Origin of the sequence: Actinomyces viscosus (assembly GCF_900637975.1) — a bacterium.
In the GTDB taxonomy this organism is placed as follows: Bacteria; Actinomycetota; Actinomycetes; order Actinomycetales; family Actinomycetaceae; genus Actinomyces; species Actinomyces viscosus.
Genome location: NZ_LR134477.1, coordinates 3,013,703 through 3,029,756 on the forward strand (window position 1 = coordinate 3,013,703; position 16,054 = coordinate 3,029,756).

Here is a 16,054-nt window from a genome sequence, read left to right on the forward strand (position 1 = left end):
GGCCGGTTGCGCCCAACCACTGACCTCCGGGCATGGGTGGCCGCCCACTGTCGTGGGCGCGCAGTCACAGGGGATCGTAGGGACGTACTCATCACGGAAGCCTCCTCGCCACCGAAACAACTCCACATCCGCCGGGAGCGGGCAACGCTGTCCGTCCGGGCGGTGTATTGACACTACCCGCACCAACGCCCCCACCGCCAGACCTCGACCCGACCCTGTGGAAAACCCCTGGGCGGCGCCTGGTCGCCCGTTGTCGGATGGCGTCGGGCCCGTGGTCTGCGGGACCTGCTTCTGCAGCGCTCCGGCTCCGGGGCCCGGGGCTGGGGAGCTGTTTCGGCTGCGTGACGCCTGCTCGCATCCGGCCATCTGAGCTGGCACGGATCAACCCCGGCTCACCCCCGGCCCAACGCCGCGCCGCATCCGTCGAGGCGACCGCGGCACCGCATCCGTCCAGGCTGCCGCCGCGCCGCACCCGTCGAGGCGGCCGCCGCACCACATTCGCCCAGGCTGCCGCCGCGCTGTCCACCCCAGGTGGATCCGTGCCACCTCACCTCGCACGATTCCAGCAATCGTCACGCAGCCGACATTGCAACCCGTAAGCCCCGCCGCGATACCCGGCGGCTCCGAACCCGGCGGCTCCGAAGACATCGGTAGACATCAGTTTCAGCGCCGGCACTCCGCCCGTGCCTTGAGGCGTACCACGGCATGCTCAGTGGCACGGTTCCGCGACTCCTCGCCCCCGGCCTTCTTGTCATGGCACTGACGGATGTGGGTGTGCCGAGACCAACCCATGCAGGCCAGGGCAGTTTCAGGTGCCTCCCCTACACTGGCCGAGTGACCGACACGATCGACTCTCACACCGACGCCTCAGGCGAGCCCTCGACCGAGGCCGGATCCGGCTCGGGCTCCTCGGCGCGCACCGCCACAGCCACCCTGGAGCGCCCTGCAACCGCACCGGCCTCGCCCTACCCGATCCCGGCACCCGTGCCCCGTGCCGGCGCCCTGCCCACCCCCAGCGAGCAGGCCCAGGCCGCCAAGGACAAGACCCTCACCTCCCCGGCCGCCGTCGAGCTCGCCCGCCGCGCGCTGGAGGAGATCACCGGCCCCATCACCGTCGGTGAGTACCTGGCCGCCGCGCCCAGTGCCGAGCGCCTGGTCACCCACCTGTTCGACTGCACCCTGAGCGGATACCACGGCTGGCACTGGGCCGTTACCCTCAGCCGCGTCCCGCGCAGCCGCACCGCCACCGTCTGCGAGATGGAGCTGCTCCCTGGTGAGGACGCCCTCCTGGCCCCCGCCTGGATCCCGTGGGCCGACCGCCTCGAACCCGGTGACGTCACCCGCTCCGACCGCCTGCCCCGCAAGGAGGCCGACGAGCGCCTCGAACCCGGCTGGGAGGCCACCGGTGAGGACGCCGACGCCGTCGCCGTGGACCAGCTCGACCTGAGCCGCCCCCGGGTTCTCAGCGCCCAGGGCGTGTCCAGCGCCGCCGAGCGCTGGTACGGTGGCGACCACGGACCCGACGCCGAGGGGGTGCGCAAGGCCCACGCCACCTGCTCCACCTGCGGCTTCTTCCTGCCCATGGCCGGCGCCCTGCGCGCCATCTTCGGGGTGTGCGCCAACGAGTGGGCCACCGACGACGGCAGCGTCGTCTCCCTGGACCACGGCTGCGGCGCCCACTCCGAGACCGACCTGCCCGACCAGGGCCCGGAATGGCCCATCAACCCCTCCCGGGTCGACGACCACCTCATGGTGCCGTTGAGCACCAACGGCCTCGACCTGCGCGAGGGCCGGACCATCGCCGAGCTTGCCGCCCAGCAGCCGGACGACGGCAGCGACGTCAAGAACGACAGCAACGAGTCGGACGACGCTGACGACGAGGTCAAAGACTCAGACAGCACGCCCGCCCCGGACTCCGAGGCGGAGCCCTCGGCACCTTCGGCCCAGGACACCGGCAGGTCGGTCGACGCCGCGAATGACGGTTCCGACTCAGACTCCGTCACCGCCGCCGAGGGCATCGAGGGCACTGCTGCGATCGACGGCGCTTCCGACTCGGACAGTGCCTCGTCCGGTGCGGAGGCCTCCGCTTCCTCAGCCGAGGCGCAGGCGGCTGAGACTCCCAGCAAGACGAAGGGGAAGTCGGCTGCGAAGCGCACCCGCCGTACATCGTCCTCGACCAAGCGTCGTCGCGGCACGGCTGACTCGTCGGACGAGACCGCCACCGACCGGAGCAGCCGTGGGCTGGACCTCGACATCGAGGAACTTGCGAAAACGGCGGCCGCCGCGGCGTCGGTCTCATCGGCCCCTGACGCGGCCGGCACCGCCGGTGGCCCGACCAGCCCTGCCGATGACGTCCTGTCGGCAGTCGTCGAGGCAGCGTCGGCCCCCGCCAGCGCCGGATCGGGGGACACGCCCAGTGAGCGCGCCGCCTCGGCCCGCGCCGCCGTCGCCGGCCTGTCCCTCGCTCTCGGGATCGACGTTCCCCAGGAGGGCGGGTCCGCCGACGCGCCCGACGACGAGAACGCGGATGCCGACGTCCACCACGCGCCGCGCACCCTCGCCGAGCTCGAGGCCATCCTGCCCAACCGCTCCTGACGAATCCCACGGGGCTTCAACGGGTTCCCGCCTGCGCCCCGACAGGACCGGCGGGGAGTCGCATCCCCCGGGGGTCGGAGACGAAGCCGGCCTGACGCAGCAGGTCGCTCACGGTGCGATCCAGGGTGCTGACCCCGTTGAGCGACTCCACCACCGTGCGGTTCCGTCCCGGCGACGCACCCTCGCGCGCCAAGGCGCGCTGCCGCGCGGCCACCAGGGCACTCAGGGCACGCCTCAGCATCTCCCGCTCAGGTGTGTAGGAGATGAGCCCCCTGAGATTCTCCGAGGCGTAAAGCACCGGTGCGCCCTCGATGAGGACGACGCTCGCGCCCTGGCGCCGCAGCGGCGTGCCTCCCGCCTCCTCCTTGTCCTCCGTACCGGCCTTGCCAATGCCAGTGGGCAGCACGGGCTCGGGCCACGCCACCGTGCGGCCGACGAGACAGGCCGGGTCCTTGAGGTCGAGGACGACGTCGGCCTCACCCTCGCCGGCCGGGCCCTGGGTCAGGAGCCGCAGCCGGTCAATGGTCTCCCGCTCGGCGAACTGGGCGGGACCGAGCCCATCGACGAAACCACCGCGCAGGACCGCCCCCGTGTCCTCCATGCGCCGCAGCACGGGCATCAACGGCGCCAGACCCCCGGCGCCGCCGAAGGCCAGGGCGACGTCGCGCGAGACGACCCCGTAGCGGTCCAGCAGCGACTCCACCTCGGCGATCGCCTGCTCCTCCTGGGACACCGGGGCGGCCGAGAGCCGCAGCCACGAGGTCGAGGAGAGCACGGAGGACAGCCGCCCGGGTGCGGCCTGCCCGGCGGCCCGAGGCATCTCCACCATGGCGCGTCGGCCGCGACGACTGCGGACCCGCCGCGCCGGCGCACTGCGAGCCCTGGGAGCCGGTTCCAGCGACCTGCGCACCGGCTCGAAGGAACGGCCCGTGGCGGCCCCCTCCAGCACCAGCTGCCAGCGCGCCGGCTCAGGGTCTCCCTCAGTGCCCTTCTCAGTGCTCACCGTGACATCGTCACCACCATTGCCGTCCTGCGGTTTGCGGGGCTCAGACCACGCAAGCGCCTCCCCGACGACCGGGGCGAGAGCCGAGTCCGTGGGGAAGAAGGCGATCTCTCCCGGCGCGGCGACGTCGTCGGATCCGGCCGACGACTCCGAGCCCCGCCGGCCTGATCCCGTCCGGCCGGGGCTGGTCCGGCCCGAGGCCGTCTCCCCGCTGGGGCGCGCCTGCCAGACGACCTCCCCGGCGGCGATGAGCTCATCGAGCATGGCCGGACGGTAGTCGGCCACCCGCGCGGGCAGCACCACCGACTCCCACAGGTCGGCCGGCAGCCACACCCCCTCCAGCGCGGCCAGGGCCTCCGCCAGGGCGTCGACACCGCTGCCCGCCTCGCCCATCCCGGCCCGCTCCAGCACCAGGCGCTGGAGAACCGCGGGCTCCACCGGTGCGACGGCGGCCCGCGCCCGGGCCAGGGAACGGTTGCGCACCCGGGTCAGGACAGCGGCCTCCATCCAGCCCGCCTCGCCGAGGCTCACCAGCGAGCCATCCTCGACGAGCTCGCCCAGAGCGGCCTCGGCCACCGACACCCCCACACCGAAAGCCTGCGCCACCCGCTCGGGCGTGACGGTCGCATGCACCTTGGCGTACCGCAGCACGAGGTTCCCCAAGGGGGAGCGAGCCTCCGCCGTCTTCACAGGTGCACCGCCGCCGTCGAGGCCCGCCTGCTCCACGGCCTGTTCGGGCAGCTCCGTCCCCAGCGCCAGGTGCAGGTCTCGGGCGTCCTCGATCCGCGCCCAGTGCTCGCGCCCGCCAATGCTCACCGTCATGGCCCGGCCGGCACCGGCGAGCTCGCACGCAGCCGCCCGGACTGCCGTGGGCAGGTCGACCGCGCTCTCACCGCCGCCGGCACACCGCTCGACCAGGTCCGTGACGGTCAACGGACCGAGCTCGCGCAGCAGGTCGGCCAGGCCCTCGACGTCGGCGCCCACTTGCCGCCCGGGCGTCAGGTGCTGAAGCTCGGCCTCGACCTCGGCCATCACCTCGTCATCGAGCAGCTCGGCGATGCCCCCGTCCCCCAGCAGCGCGTTGAGCGCCCGGGGATCCAGGGACAGCAGCCGGGCCCGGTGCTCGGCATGCGGCAGGTCCTCCTGATACAGCAGCGAGCTGGCGTACCCGAACAGGAGAGGGTGAGCGAAGGGCGAGGGCTCAGCGGTGACGGCCTCGACGACCCGCACCTGGCCGGAGCCCAGGCGCTCCATGAGGTCGGTGAGCGCCGGCAGGTCGTAGAACTCCTGGAGGCACTCGCGCGCCGCCTCCACGCTGACGGGGAAGTCCTGGAACTGGCGGGCGGCCTCGAGCAGCTGACCCGCCTTGACCCGTTGCAACCACAGCGGTGTGCGGTGCCCCGGCTGCGTGGAGGGCATGAGCAGGGCGCGCGCGGCGCACTCACGGAACCGGGCGGCGAACAGCGCCGTCTCATCGATCCGGCCGCGCACCAGGGAGGAGACCTCGGCGGGGTCGAGGATGACGAGCTCGGCGCCCGGGACGCGCCCCTCGATCGGTGGGATCTGCAGGACGATGCCGTCGTCGGCCGCGACGACCTGCGGCCTGACCCCCAGCACCCGGTGCACCCGCTCCCGGATCGCCATCGCCCAGGGCTCGTGGACGCGCCGCCCCAGCATGCTGTGGAGGATGAGCCGCCAGCTGCCGGACTCGTCCCGGTTGCGCTCCAGGACCAGGGTCTCGTCGGTGGGAAGGACCCCGGTGGCCTCCCGCTGCTCGCGCAGGAGCACCACGAGGTTGTCCCGGGCGTAGGCGTCCAGGCCCGCCTCCGTGAGCCGACGCCGCAGCGCCCGCTCGGCCTCCGACTCTCCCGCGCCCGACTCGGTGACCGGCCCGGCCTCCGGACCAGCAGCAGTTCCAGCACCTTCTCGCGCCGGCAACCCGGCCTGCGCCTCCCGCAGGAAGACCCCCTTGGCGAGCCCGGTGGCCGCGGGCCTCCCCAGGCCCTCACCCCGCCAGAACGGCAGGCGGGCGCTGCGCCCCTGAGCCGGGTCGACGACGACGCGATCACCCGTGATCTGCCGGATCCGCCAGCTCGAGGTCCCCAGCGTGATGACGTCACCCGGGCTGGACTCGTTGACCATCTCCTCGTCGAGCTCCCCGACCCGGCGCCGCCCGGCGTCCTCGGCCCCCTCGGGCAGGACCACCGGGAACATGCCCCGGTCCGGGATCGTGCCCGACGCCGTCACCGCCAGCCGCTGCGCGTTCGGCCGGGCGCTGAGCCGGCCGGTGGCGCGGTCCCACACGATCCGGGGTGAGAAGTCGGCCAGGTCCGCCGACGCGAAGCCGCCGGACAACAGCGACAGCACCGACTCGAAGGCCCGCCGCGGCAGCGAGGCGTAGGGCGCCGCACGCGTGACCGTGGCGAACCAGGCGTCCGCCGTCAGGTCCTCCACGCTCACCGCGGCAACCGTCTGCTGGGCCAGGACGTCCAGCGCGTTGGTCACCAGGGCCGTGTCCTCAATGGTCCCGGCCCGCATCCCCTCGGCGGCGACGACGGCATCCACCAGGTGGGTCCGCTCCACCGGGTAGATGACGCCACGGGGCCGTCCACCCACCCGGTGGTCGGCCCGCCCCACCCGCTGCAGGCCCGCCGCGACCGACGGCGGCGGCGCCACCTGCAGCACGAGGTCGATCGAGCCGATGTCGATGCCGAGCTCGAGCGAGGCCGTGGCCACCACGCACCGCAGCTCGCCCGAGGCCAGCCGGCGCTCCACGGCCAGGCGCTGCTCCTTGGAGACCGACCCGTGGTGCGCCCGAGCGATGACGGGCATTCCCTTCGGCGTCGGCTCCGCGCGCGTACCGGTGCCCATCTCCCAGGACTCGTGGTGAACCGGCACCGGGGCGGCTGCGTGGGACTCCGACTCAGCATCCGACTCTGGATCAGTCCCCGACGCGGACTGCGACACAGCCTGTGCGGCCGGCCTCGACCCGCAGCGCGCGGCATAGGCCTCGTTGAGGCGGGCGGTCAGGCGCTCGCAGGCCCCACGGGAGTTGACGAAGACCAGGGTCGTGTGGTGGGCGAGGACCTGGTCGAGGATCGCGTTCTCCAGGTGCGGCCAGATGGAGCCCGACACCCGGACGGGCCCCGCCGACCCGGGGCTCCGAGCCGTGCCGGTGCCTCCGGCCTGACCCGTCTGCCCCGTCGCCATGGCCCGGCGCAGCGTCCGGTCCGAGCGCCAAGCCTGCTCGGCCCCGGCCCGCCCGGGCCCTGAGGGCCGCACCGCGCCGCCGGACGCGGATGGCCGCAGTGCCCGCTCCATCCGGGTGCGTCGGTCCGCGATCGCCGGGATACGGGCCATGTCCTCCACCGGAACGCTCACCGTCACCTCCGGCGTCGCCCGGCCGTCGTCGACGACGACCGTCACCGGGTGCGGCCCGCCGAGGAACCTCGCCACCTCCTGACGGGGCGAGACCGTCGCGGACAGGCCCACGCGCTGCGCCGGGCGCTCCAGGAGGTCGTCGAGGCGCTCCAGGGACAGGGTCAGGTGCGTGCCGCGCTTGGAACCGGCGAAGGAGTGGATCTCATCGACGATGACGGTCTCCACCGCGCGCAGCGTCTCTCGCGCGGCGCTGGTGAGCATGAGGTACAGCGACTCCGGCGTCGTGATGAGGATCTGCGGCGGATGCGTGCGCAGCCGACGGCGCTCCCGCGCGGGCGTGTCCCCCGAGCGCACCCCCACCGAGACCGGACGGGTGGGACCGACGTCGGCGATGCCCGCCAGCGGCCGGCGCAGGTTGCGCTCGACGTCGACCCCCAGGGCCTTGAGCGGCGAGACGTAGAGGACCCTCACGCCGCCGGCCGGCTCCTCACCCGTGCCGGTCCCGTCATCCCCGTCCCGACCGCCGTCGAGCCGGCCCAGACGGTCAATGGCGGACAGGAAGGCCGCAAGCGTCTTGCCCGAGCCGGTGGGGGCGATGACCAGCGCGTTCTCGCCCCGGCCGATCGCGGCCCAGGCCCGCTCCTGCACACTGGTGGGCCCGCTGGGAAAGGCGCCGAGAAACCAGGTCCTGGTAGTCGGCGAGAAGCCCGACCACCCCGGTCCGCGTGCGCCCGTAGGCGGGGGCGCGTCACCGTCCGACGTCGTACCTGGTGCCATCTCCGATCACCCCCGTTTCCGTTCGCCCTCGGTCCTGACGACCATCTTTCCACGGGGGTGTGACAGCAATTCGAGCCTCTTACGCCTGGTTCCGTGAGATGCCCGGGCGGCTGCGGTCGGTGGCCAACCGGATGAGCCGGCGCATCGTCCACTCCAGCGGGCCGTGCCGGAAGCGCAGGCGGATGAGTGTGGCCAGCGCCAGGCTCAGCAGGACCGTCGCGGCCCCCAGGACCGGCAGACGCTCCGGTGCGTCCTCGACGAGGAAGGGGCCGGCGCTCAGCACGTGGGCGACGTACACGGTCAGGGACATCGAGCCTATCGCCTGCAGCGGGAAGGACCACCAGCCTCCCTTGAAGACCAGCAGGCACAGCGCGATGACGGCCAGCGCCCCACTGACCGAGGTCACCATGTCGATCAGTCCGCCGGAGTGGGCGGTCGGGTCGATGACGCTGGTGAGGGCCAGGGCACCCAGGTCCCCGGAATCGAGCATCGCGTCAAGGTCGACGTAGCCGCGCAGCACCGTCCCCACGACGGCCAGGGGCGTACCGATGAGGACGGTGAGCAGCTGGGTCCGGGTGCTGCGGGTCAGGAGCCGGTGGGCGATGACGCCGATGACCATGTAGGCGGCCCAGACGACGGCCGGGTAGGGGCCGGACATGACGGGGACGAGGGAGGCCGGCACCCCGACCGTCATGTTGAGGACGTGGCTGATCGCGCAGGGCGCCACGAGGAGGCCAGCCACCACGGCCAGGGTGGAGGTGCGCCAGCGCGGCGCGCACGCCAGGGCGACGTAGCAGATGCCGAAGGCGGACAGCACCACCTGGATGGTGCCGGCGAAGGGCTCGATGAGCGCGCCCAGGGCGATGAGGACGGCGCCTCGGACGATGAGGCCGTGCCGCGAGCCCGCCAGGGACCCGCCGCCCTCACGCACCCCGCGCGCGCCCATGATCGACAGGGAGAACCCGGCCATGACCGCGAACAGCGCCGAGGGAAATCCCCGGAAGATCTCGCCGGCCCACCCGTCGGGCTCCATGAGGTGGTTGACCATCATGCCCAGCAGCGCCAGGGCCCGGGCCACGTCGAGCCCGATGATGCGCGGCCTGGCCGGCGGGGCGGCCGACGACGCCCCGGGACTCGTTCCCGCCTCCGTATCCGGGGACGCGGCTGGAGACCGGCCCGGAGAGGTGGGGCTCGACGTCGTCGGTGTCATGGTCTGTTCGGTTGCATCTGCTGTGAGCACGGGACAGGACGCTAGAAAGGGCGCCGTTATGGCGGCGTAAATGGGGCAGGACCATTCCAGTAATCCAGTAAGGTCCAATAAGGTCGATAGCATGATTCATCCGGGCGGTGCGCCCGCCTGGTTTCGCTCAGAGCCTGGTGATCTGGAAGAATGTCGCCGTGAGCACACCTACTCCCACGAAGTCCTCATCGTCTTCGTCCTCTTCCAGCACCGCATCCTGGTTGGACCGGTACTTCCGCATCACCGAACGCGGTTCGACCATCTCCCGCGAGGTGCGTGGCGGCATCGTCACCTTCTTCTCGATGAGCTACATCCTCGTCCTCAACCCCGCCATCCTGTCCAAGGCGAGCCCTCCGGGAACCGAGGCCCAGCTCGCGGCCGGCACGGCCTTCGTCGCCGCGATCATGACGATCCTCATGGGGGTCGTCGCCAACTACCCGATGGCCCTGGCCGCGGGACTGGGCATCAACGCGATGGTCGCCTACACCCTGGTGGGCACCCAGGGCATGACCTACGCCGACGCCATGGGCCTCATCGTCATCGAGGGCGTCATCATCCTCGTCCTGGTGCTCACCGGCTTCCGCGAGGCCGTCTTCAAGGCCGTCCCCGAGCAGCTCAAGACCGCGATCTCCGTGGGCATCGGCCTGTTCATCGCACTGATCGGCCTGGTGGACGCCAAGATGGTGCGCCGCGGCGGCACCCCTCTGGAGCTGGGCCTGGGCGGCTCCCTCCAGGGCTGGCCGGTCATCGTCTTCCTCTTCGGCCTCTTCCTCATGGTCGTGCTCTACGTGCGCAAGGTCCGCGGAGCCATCCTCATCGGCATCGCCTCGGCCACGGTGCTGGCCATCGTCATCGACGCCTTCGCGCACCTGGGTCCCTTCAACGACGACCCGGACAACGGCCCCCTCAACCTCACCGGCTGGTCCCTGTCCGAGCCGCACCTGACCGGCTTCCCCGTGGACCTGCCGAACCTGTCCACGCTGGGCCACTTCAGCCTGCTGGGCAGCGTCCAGAAGGTCGGGATCGTCTCCGTGATCCTCCTGGTCTTCTCCCTGCTGCTGGCCGACTTCTTCGACACAATGGGCACGATGGTCGCCATCGGTGCCGAGGGCGACCTGCTCGACGAGCACGGCAACCCGCCCAGGACCCGCGAGATCCTCGTCGTCGACTCCCTGGCGGCCATCGCCGGTGGCGTCGGAGGCGTCTCCTCGAACACCTCTTACGTCGAGTCCGCCGCGGGCGTGGGGGAGGGGGCCCGCACGGGCCTGGCCTCCGTGGTCACCGGCTGCATGTTCGGGTTGTCCATGTTCTTCGCCCCTCTGGTCAAGATGGTCCCCTACGAGGCGGCCACCCCGGCGCTCGTCGTCGTCGGCTTCCTCATGATGATGCAGGTGACCGACATCGACTGGAAGTCCCCGGAGATCGCCCTGCCGGCCTTCCTGACTATCATCATGATGCCCTTCTCCTACTCGATCACCAACGGCATCGGGGCCGGCTTCGTCTCCTACCTGGTCATCGAGGTGGCTCAGGGGCGGGCCCGCAGGATCCACCCGCTCATGTGGGTGGCCTGCGCGATGTTCATCATCTACTTCACCCTCACCCCGATCAAGGCGATCCTCGGCGTCTCCTGACAGAGGCCTTTCCACTTTCGCGCCGAGCCGGGCGTTTTTCGCGTAGCCCCACCGTTTTTCTGTGGGGCTACGCGAAAACCGCCCGGCTCGGCGGCTACCGGTAAGAGCTGGCGCTTCAGGGCTACCCTTCACAGGACGGGGTGCCCGCCGCACACCCAGCACCTTTCGGCGCTACCCCTGACATCCGTCAACCCGCTCCACCCACCTCCACCTCTTCGACGACCCCCAGGACATGACCCGCACGACCTCAGCGCACCAGCCCAGCGGCGGCATCTTCGCCTCCCTGCGGTTCCACAACTACCGGATCTGGTTCCTGTCCGCCCTCGTGGCCAACACCGGGACCTGGATGCAGCGCGTGGCCCAGGACTGGCTGGTGCTGCGCGTCCTGACCAACGACTCCGCCTCCGCCACCGGCCTGACCACGGCCCTGCAGTTCCTCCCCATGCTCCTGCTGTCCGCGCACGCCGGGCTCGTGGCCGACCGGGTCGACCAGCGCAGGTTCCTCATCATCACCCAGAGCGCCATGGGCCTGGTCTCCGCCGTCATCGCCGTCGACGTCCTGGCGGGCAGCGCGCGTCTGTGGCACGTCTACCTTGCCGCCTTCCTCACGGGCATCGCCGCCGCCTACGACGCCCCGGCCCGCCAGACCTTCGTGGCCCGGATGGTGCCCGCCGAGCACCTGTCCAACGCCGTCGGCCTCAACTCCGCCTCCTTCAACGCCGCCCGGCTCCTGGGACCGGCGCTCGCCGGCGTCGTCATCACCTGGGTCGGCGCCGGCTGGGTCTTCGCCGTCAACGCCGCCACCTTCCTCTTCCCGGCCGCGGCCCTGGCCGCCATGCGCCTGGGCGAGCTCGTGGACATGCCCCGTGCCAGCCGTGCCGCCGGCCAGCTCCGTGAGGGCCTGGCCTACTTGCGCGGCCGCACCGACCTTGTCGTCATCATCGCCGTGGTGGCGGTCGTCTCCATGCTCACCCTCAACTTCCAGGTCACCATGGCCGCCACCGTGCGCACCGTCTTCCACCTGGAGTCCGACGCCTACGGCACCGTCTCCTCGGTCTTCGCCGTCGGGTCCCTGTCCGGTGCCCTGTGGGCGGCCCGACGTCGCAACCCCAGTCCGCGCACTGTCGTCCTGGCGGCCTTCGCCCTGGGAGTCTTCTCCCTCCTGCTGGCCGTCATGCCCACCTACTTGACCTTCACGATCATGACGATCCCGGTGGGCCTGTGCGTGCTCACGCTCCTGACCAGCGCCAACCAGACCGTGCAGATGACCACCGAGCCGGCCATGCGCGGCCGGGTCCTGAGCATCTACATGATGTTCTTCCTGGGCTCGACGCCGGTAGGCGCCCCGCTCATCGGCTGGGTCGCCGACTCCTGGGGGCCTCGCATCGCGATCGCGGCCGGCGGCCTGAGCGCTGTCCTCGCCGCCCTGGTCGCCGCCGCCTGGAGCTACAGGCACTGGAACCTGTCCCTGCACTACTCCTCGACCCGTCCCTACCTCAGGGCCACCCCGAAGGCGGGGGAGGCGCCGCCGCAGGCCCCGGATCCGGAGGCTCGCGGCGCCGAGACCCAGAGTGTCGACGATGCCGACTGACGCCGACTGACCGAGCGGAACGAGTAATACGCACGCTACCCGTCGCGCATCTCCGAGGCACTGGGGAGTCCTCCCCAGCCGCGAATCGGCGCGTTCTCAGGCGATATTGGCCCATATCCCAGAGTGCTGCTTATCCTTTCAAGGAACGCGGCCCAGCGGATGCGCCCTCCTGAGGAGCCCGAGCGGCGGCGGTAACCCACCTCAAGCAGGAGCCCACCTCATGAGCGAGCTGATCGACACCACCGAGATGTACCTCAAGACCGTCTACGAGCTTGAGGAGGACGGCGTTCCACCGCTGCGCGCCCGCATCGTCGAGCGCCTCGATCACTCGGGGCCCACGGTCTCCCAGACGGTGGCGCGCATGGAGCGCGACGGTCTCATCAAGGTCGCCGACGACCGCTCCCTCGAGCTCACCGACGAGGGGCGCCGTCGGGCCACAGAGGTGATCCGCAAGCACCGGCTTGCCGAAAGGCTGCTGCTGGACGTCATCGGCATGGACCGACGGCTCGTCCACGAGGAGGCCTGCCGCTGGGAGCACGTGATGAGCGAGCAGGTCGAGGAGCGCCTCGCCGTCATCCTCGACGACGTCTCCTCCGACCCCTTCGGCAACCCCATCCCGCCGCAGGTCGCCGAGCACCCCCGCCCGTCGTCTGACGAGGTCAGTGTCGACCGTCTTGCCGGTCGCGAGACCGTCACCGCCGTCGTCAGCCGGATCGGAGAACCGATCCAGGCGGACGCCGAGCTCATCGCCACCCTTGAGGACGCCGCGATCACGGCCGGCGCTCAGGTGGAGCTGCGTGTCAGCGCCGGCGGGGTACGGCTTGTCGGCGCCTCCGGCGATCCCGTTGTCCTGGCCGACGACGTCGCCCGCCACCTCTTCGTCCAGCGCTGAGCGGCACCCAAGGGTCTCTCTGTCAGAAGGCTTTTAAAACCCTGAAAAACGCCTGTGCAGGAAGAGGTTTCAGCCCGCGCCTCACGTCCCGACATGTGGGATGTGAGGCGCCGCTGTGTGGCCCGGGTTGCGACCGAGCGGCCTCCCTCACTGCGGGTCTCACCGAGCCGGGACGGAGGGGCTGCTGTATCGACTCCGATAGGTGTTCCCGATCTTTCCGCGTGATTCCGCTATTTTCACGGTTAGGTCCGCGGGCTGCGGCGGACCGAGGTCCCTGGAGCTATATGGAGGAAAACGAAAATCGCCACATAGTGTCTCGGCTCACAACAGTGTGTGACACCTTGCCGTGACGAAGCGCTGGTCTGTCATGTAGCGTTCAGGTCGTCGCCGCAGACAACCGTCTCGGTGGCGTCTCGGATCGGGGCTTAGTCCTGCCACTCGGTCTGAGGCAAGTGGAACCAACAACTCAAGTGGCAGGAACGGGGGAACCAACTACCGGTCGCCCAGGCGAACAGCCCGAGCGACCTTGGGGTGAAGCCCGCACCCGCGGGCCGGACGTCTCCAGTCCGAACCCGACAGCTCACCTCGTCGGCTCAACAGGAGAAAGCATTCATGTCCTCACGCACCATCGCACGTCACCGCAAAGCCACCCGCGCCCTTACCCCACTGGATGACTTTGCTCCCACCGCGCGCCGAGGTCTGGCGGTCGCCGCCTCGTCCGGTCTCGCCCTGACCATGATCGCCTCGGGTGCCAACGCCGCCGGCCGCGCCGAGGTCACGTCCTCCTCCTCCGGAACCATCGAGGCTTCCGGCGTGACCCCCGGAGTCGGTGTCCTCGCCGCGAACGCTCGCGAGGCGCTGGCCGCGCACCAGCAGATCACTATCGGTCAGGCCAGCTGGGTCACCGAGGCCGCTCCGCAGGTCGAGGCTGTCGCCCCTGCGGCCCCTGAGGCGCCCGCCGCCCCCGAGGCTCCCGCTGCTCCCGAGGCTCAGGCCGAGCAGAGCACCGAGAGCGCCGGCACCGCTACGGCCGACTACAGCAGCGACTCCGCCGCTGAGACCCAGACGACCCAGGCCTCCTCGACTCAGACCGGCACCGCCGACTCGTCCGTCGTGGCCATCGCCATGCAGTACGTGGGTGCTCCCTACGTGTGGGGCGCCTCCGGCCCGAGCGCCTTCGACTGCTCCGGCTTCACCTCCTACGTGTACGCCCAGGTCGGCATCAACCTGCCCCGTACCTCTGGCGCCCAGGCCGCGGCCGGCACCCCGGTGTCCGCTTCTGAGGCTCAGCCCGGTGACCTGGTCACCTGGCCCGGCCACGTCGGCATCTACGCCGGCAACGGTATGGTGATCGACGCTGGTAACGAGTCCACCGGTGTGGTCTACCGCGAGCTGTGGGGCTCCCCGAGCTTCGTGCGCGTCTCCTGATCCCAGACGCTGAAATCCTCCCGTGAGGGGTGGGTGCCTGACGGTACCCACCCCTCACGGCGTTGTCGCGAGGTCTGAAGGGCGCGGAGGGGAGTCTGATGAGGAAAACAGACAACAACCTCGCCATGTGGTGGTCCCCACACCCCTTTTCGGGGCAGAATGTTCCATGGGTCGCAGACCGTATCTCGAGAAAGGGCAGATCCCATGACTGATGGCAACGTCATCCTCGTCGGAGTCGACGGTTCACCCGAGTCCCTGGCAGCAGTGGACTGGGCCGTTGCGCGCGCCGAGCGCCAGGGCTGGCGCGTTCACATCCTGTGCGCCTACTCCCTGCCCTCCTTCACCACCGCCTCCCTCGACGGCGGCTACGCAGCACTTGACGACTCCGCCATCAGGTCCGGCGCCCAGGCCGTCATCGACGAGGCCGTCGAACGCGTCAAGAAGTCCGGCGTCGCCGTCACCTCCTCCCTGGAGACCGGGGACCCGGCCGGCGTCCTCGTCGACCTCTCCGAGGAGGCGACGCTGGCCGTCGTCGGTACCCGCGGAGGCGGCGGCTTCGCGGACCGCCTCCTGGGAACCGTCTCCTCCGCCCTGCCGGCGCACAGTCACTGCCCGGCCGTCGTCGTGCCCCAGCGCACCGAGGGGGCCGACTACACACCGGTGCGCCGCATCGTCGTCGGCGTGGACGGATCCTCCTCGGCCCGCAAGGCCCTCAAGTGGGCCGTGGCTGAGGCGGAGGCGTGGGGCGCCGAGCTCACCGCCATCGCCGCCGTGCCGATGGCCTCCGGGGCGGGTGCTCTGGCCTGGCTTCCGGCCGCCGTCGACCGTGAGCAGGTCCTGGCCGATGTCCGCTCCGGACTGGACCGGGCCATCAGTGAGGCCCTTGAGGGCCACGAGGGCGTCACGGTGCGCCGTCACGCCCTGGACGGCAACCCGGCCGAGCTCCTGGCCGAGTTCTCCACCGCCGTGGACCTCGTCGTCGTCGGCTCGCGCGGCCGTGGGGGCTTCTCCGGGCTCCTGCTGGGCTCCACCAGCCAGGCCGTCCTGTCCCACGCCTCGTGCCCCGTACTGGTGGCGCCCTCGCACCACCTCAAGGGCGAGCGGCGCGCCTCGCGCACCTCCACCCCGTGGGGCCGCGCCTGAAAGCCTCCGTCAACGGGCCTGCCGTGCCGACCGTCATCACACCGGTCGGCACAGCAGGCCCGCGGATACAGCAGTACGGCGCCACCCCGGGGCCCGACTGGTCATGGACGGGCCGAACCACTGGTAGTCTTCCGCCCAGGCCCTCGTAGCTCAGGGGATAGAGCACCGCTCTCCTAAAGCGGGTGTCGTTGGTTCGAATCCAATCGAGGGCACTGACACCGGCCGGTTCCTGTCCGCGTCCGCTGACGTCGGGCGGCTCCGGTCGGCTTCAGCCGGTATCGGTAGACCTTGGTCGACGGCGCGCGCAGGGATAGCCGGTGCCGGTGGCTCCTGCCGCTATGGGCGAGCCACGCCTCGGTGCGTCTCCACGCCC

8 protein-coding genes, 1 tRNA gene and 1 riboswitch are annotated in these 16,054 nt (G+C 71.1%); of the genes, 7 read left to right on the top strand and 2 right to left on the bottom strand.

Features of this window, described 5'->3' with window-relative positions:
• Positions 1 to 834: 834 nt before the first annotated feature.
• Positions 835 to 2,595, top strand: coding sequence for a DUF3027 domain-containing protein (locus EL340_RS12805; RefSeq protein WP_232023084.1), 1,761 nt, complete (start codon positions 835 to 837; stop codon positions 2,593 to 2,595).
• Positions 2,596 to 2,611: 16 nt separating this feature from the next.
• On the opposite strand, the gene EL340_RS12810 is transcribed toward EL340_RS12805, so the two are convergent.
• The gene (locus tag EL340_RS12810) at positions 2,612 to 7,756 is read right to left on the bottom strand and encodes a DEAD/DEAH box helicase (RefSeq protein WP_126414949.1); all 5,145 of its coding nucleotides are present in this window, start codon (positions 7,754 to 7,756) and stop codon (positions 2,612 to 2,614) included.
• A 79-nt stretch (positions 7,757 to 7,835) separates the two neighbouring features.
• Positions 7,836 to 8,966: a DUF418 domain-containing protein gene (locus EL340_RS12815; RefSeq protein WP_164719397.1), complete on the bottom strand. Its 1,131-nt coding sequence runs from the start codon at positions 8,964 to 8,966 to the stop codon at positions 7,836 to 7,838.
• Positions 8,967 to 9,133: 167 nt separating this feature from the next.
• On the opposite strand from EL340_RS12815, the gene EL340_RS12820 reads away from it, so the two are divergent.
• From EL340_RS12820 to EL340_RS12845, 6 genes are all read left to right on the top strand, one after another.
• Positions 9,134 to 10,627: an NCS2 family permease gene (locus tag EL340_RS12820; RefSeq protein WP_197722412.1), complete on the top strand. Its 1,494-nt coding sequence runs from the start codon at positions 9,134 to 9,136 to the stop codon at positions 10,625 to 10,627.
• A 232-nt stretch (positions 10,628 to 10,859) separates the two neighbouring features.
• A complete protein-coding gene (locus EL340_RS12825; protein ID WP_126414952.1) occupies positions 10,860 to 12,218 on the top strand; it encodes an MFS transporter in 1,359 nt (452 codons plus the stop codon).
• A gap of 220 nt (positions 12,219 to 12,438) precedes the next feature.
• Positions 12,439 to 13,110 carry a metal-dependent transcriptional regulator gene (locus EL340_RS12830; protein ID WP_126414953.1) on the top strand — a complete coding sequence of 224 codons (672 nt, stop codon included), beginning with the start codon at positions 12,439 to 12,441 and terminating at the stop codon, positions 13,108 to 13,110.
• Between the two features lie 453 nt (positions 13,111 to 13,563).
• Positions 13,564 to 13,719, top strand: a riboswitch (cyclic di-AMP (ydaO/yuaA leader).
• 3 nt (positions 13,720 to 13,722) lie between these two features.
• Positions 13,723 to 14,538 carry a C40 family peptidase gene (locus EL340_RS12835; RefSeq protein WP_126414954.1) on the top strand — a complete coding sequence of 272 codons (816 nt, stop codon included), beginning with the start codon at positions 13,723 to 13,725 and terminating at the stop codon, positions 14,536 to 14,538.
• A gap of 204 nt (positions 14,539 to 14,742) precedes the next feature.
• Positions 14,743 to 15,681 (top strand): universal stress protein, encoded by a 939-nt coding sequence (locus EL340_RS12840; RefSeq protein WP_126414955.1) that lies wholly within the window; start codon positions 14,743 to 14,745, stop codon positions 15,679 to 15,681.
• A 139-nt stretch (positions 15,682 to 15,820) separates the two neighbouring features.
• A tRNA-Arg gene (locus EL340_RS12845) sits at positions 15,821 to 15,893 on the top strand.
• Positions 15,894 to 16,054 lie beyond the last annotated feature (161 nt).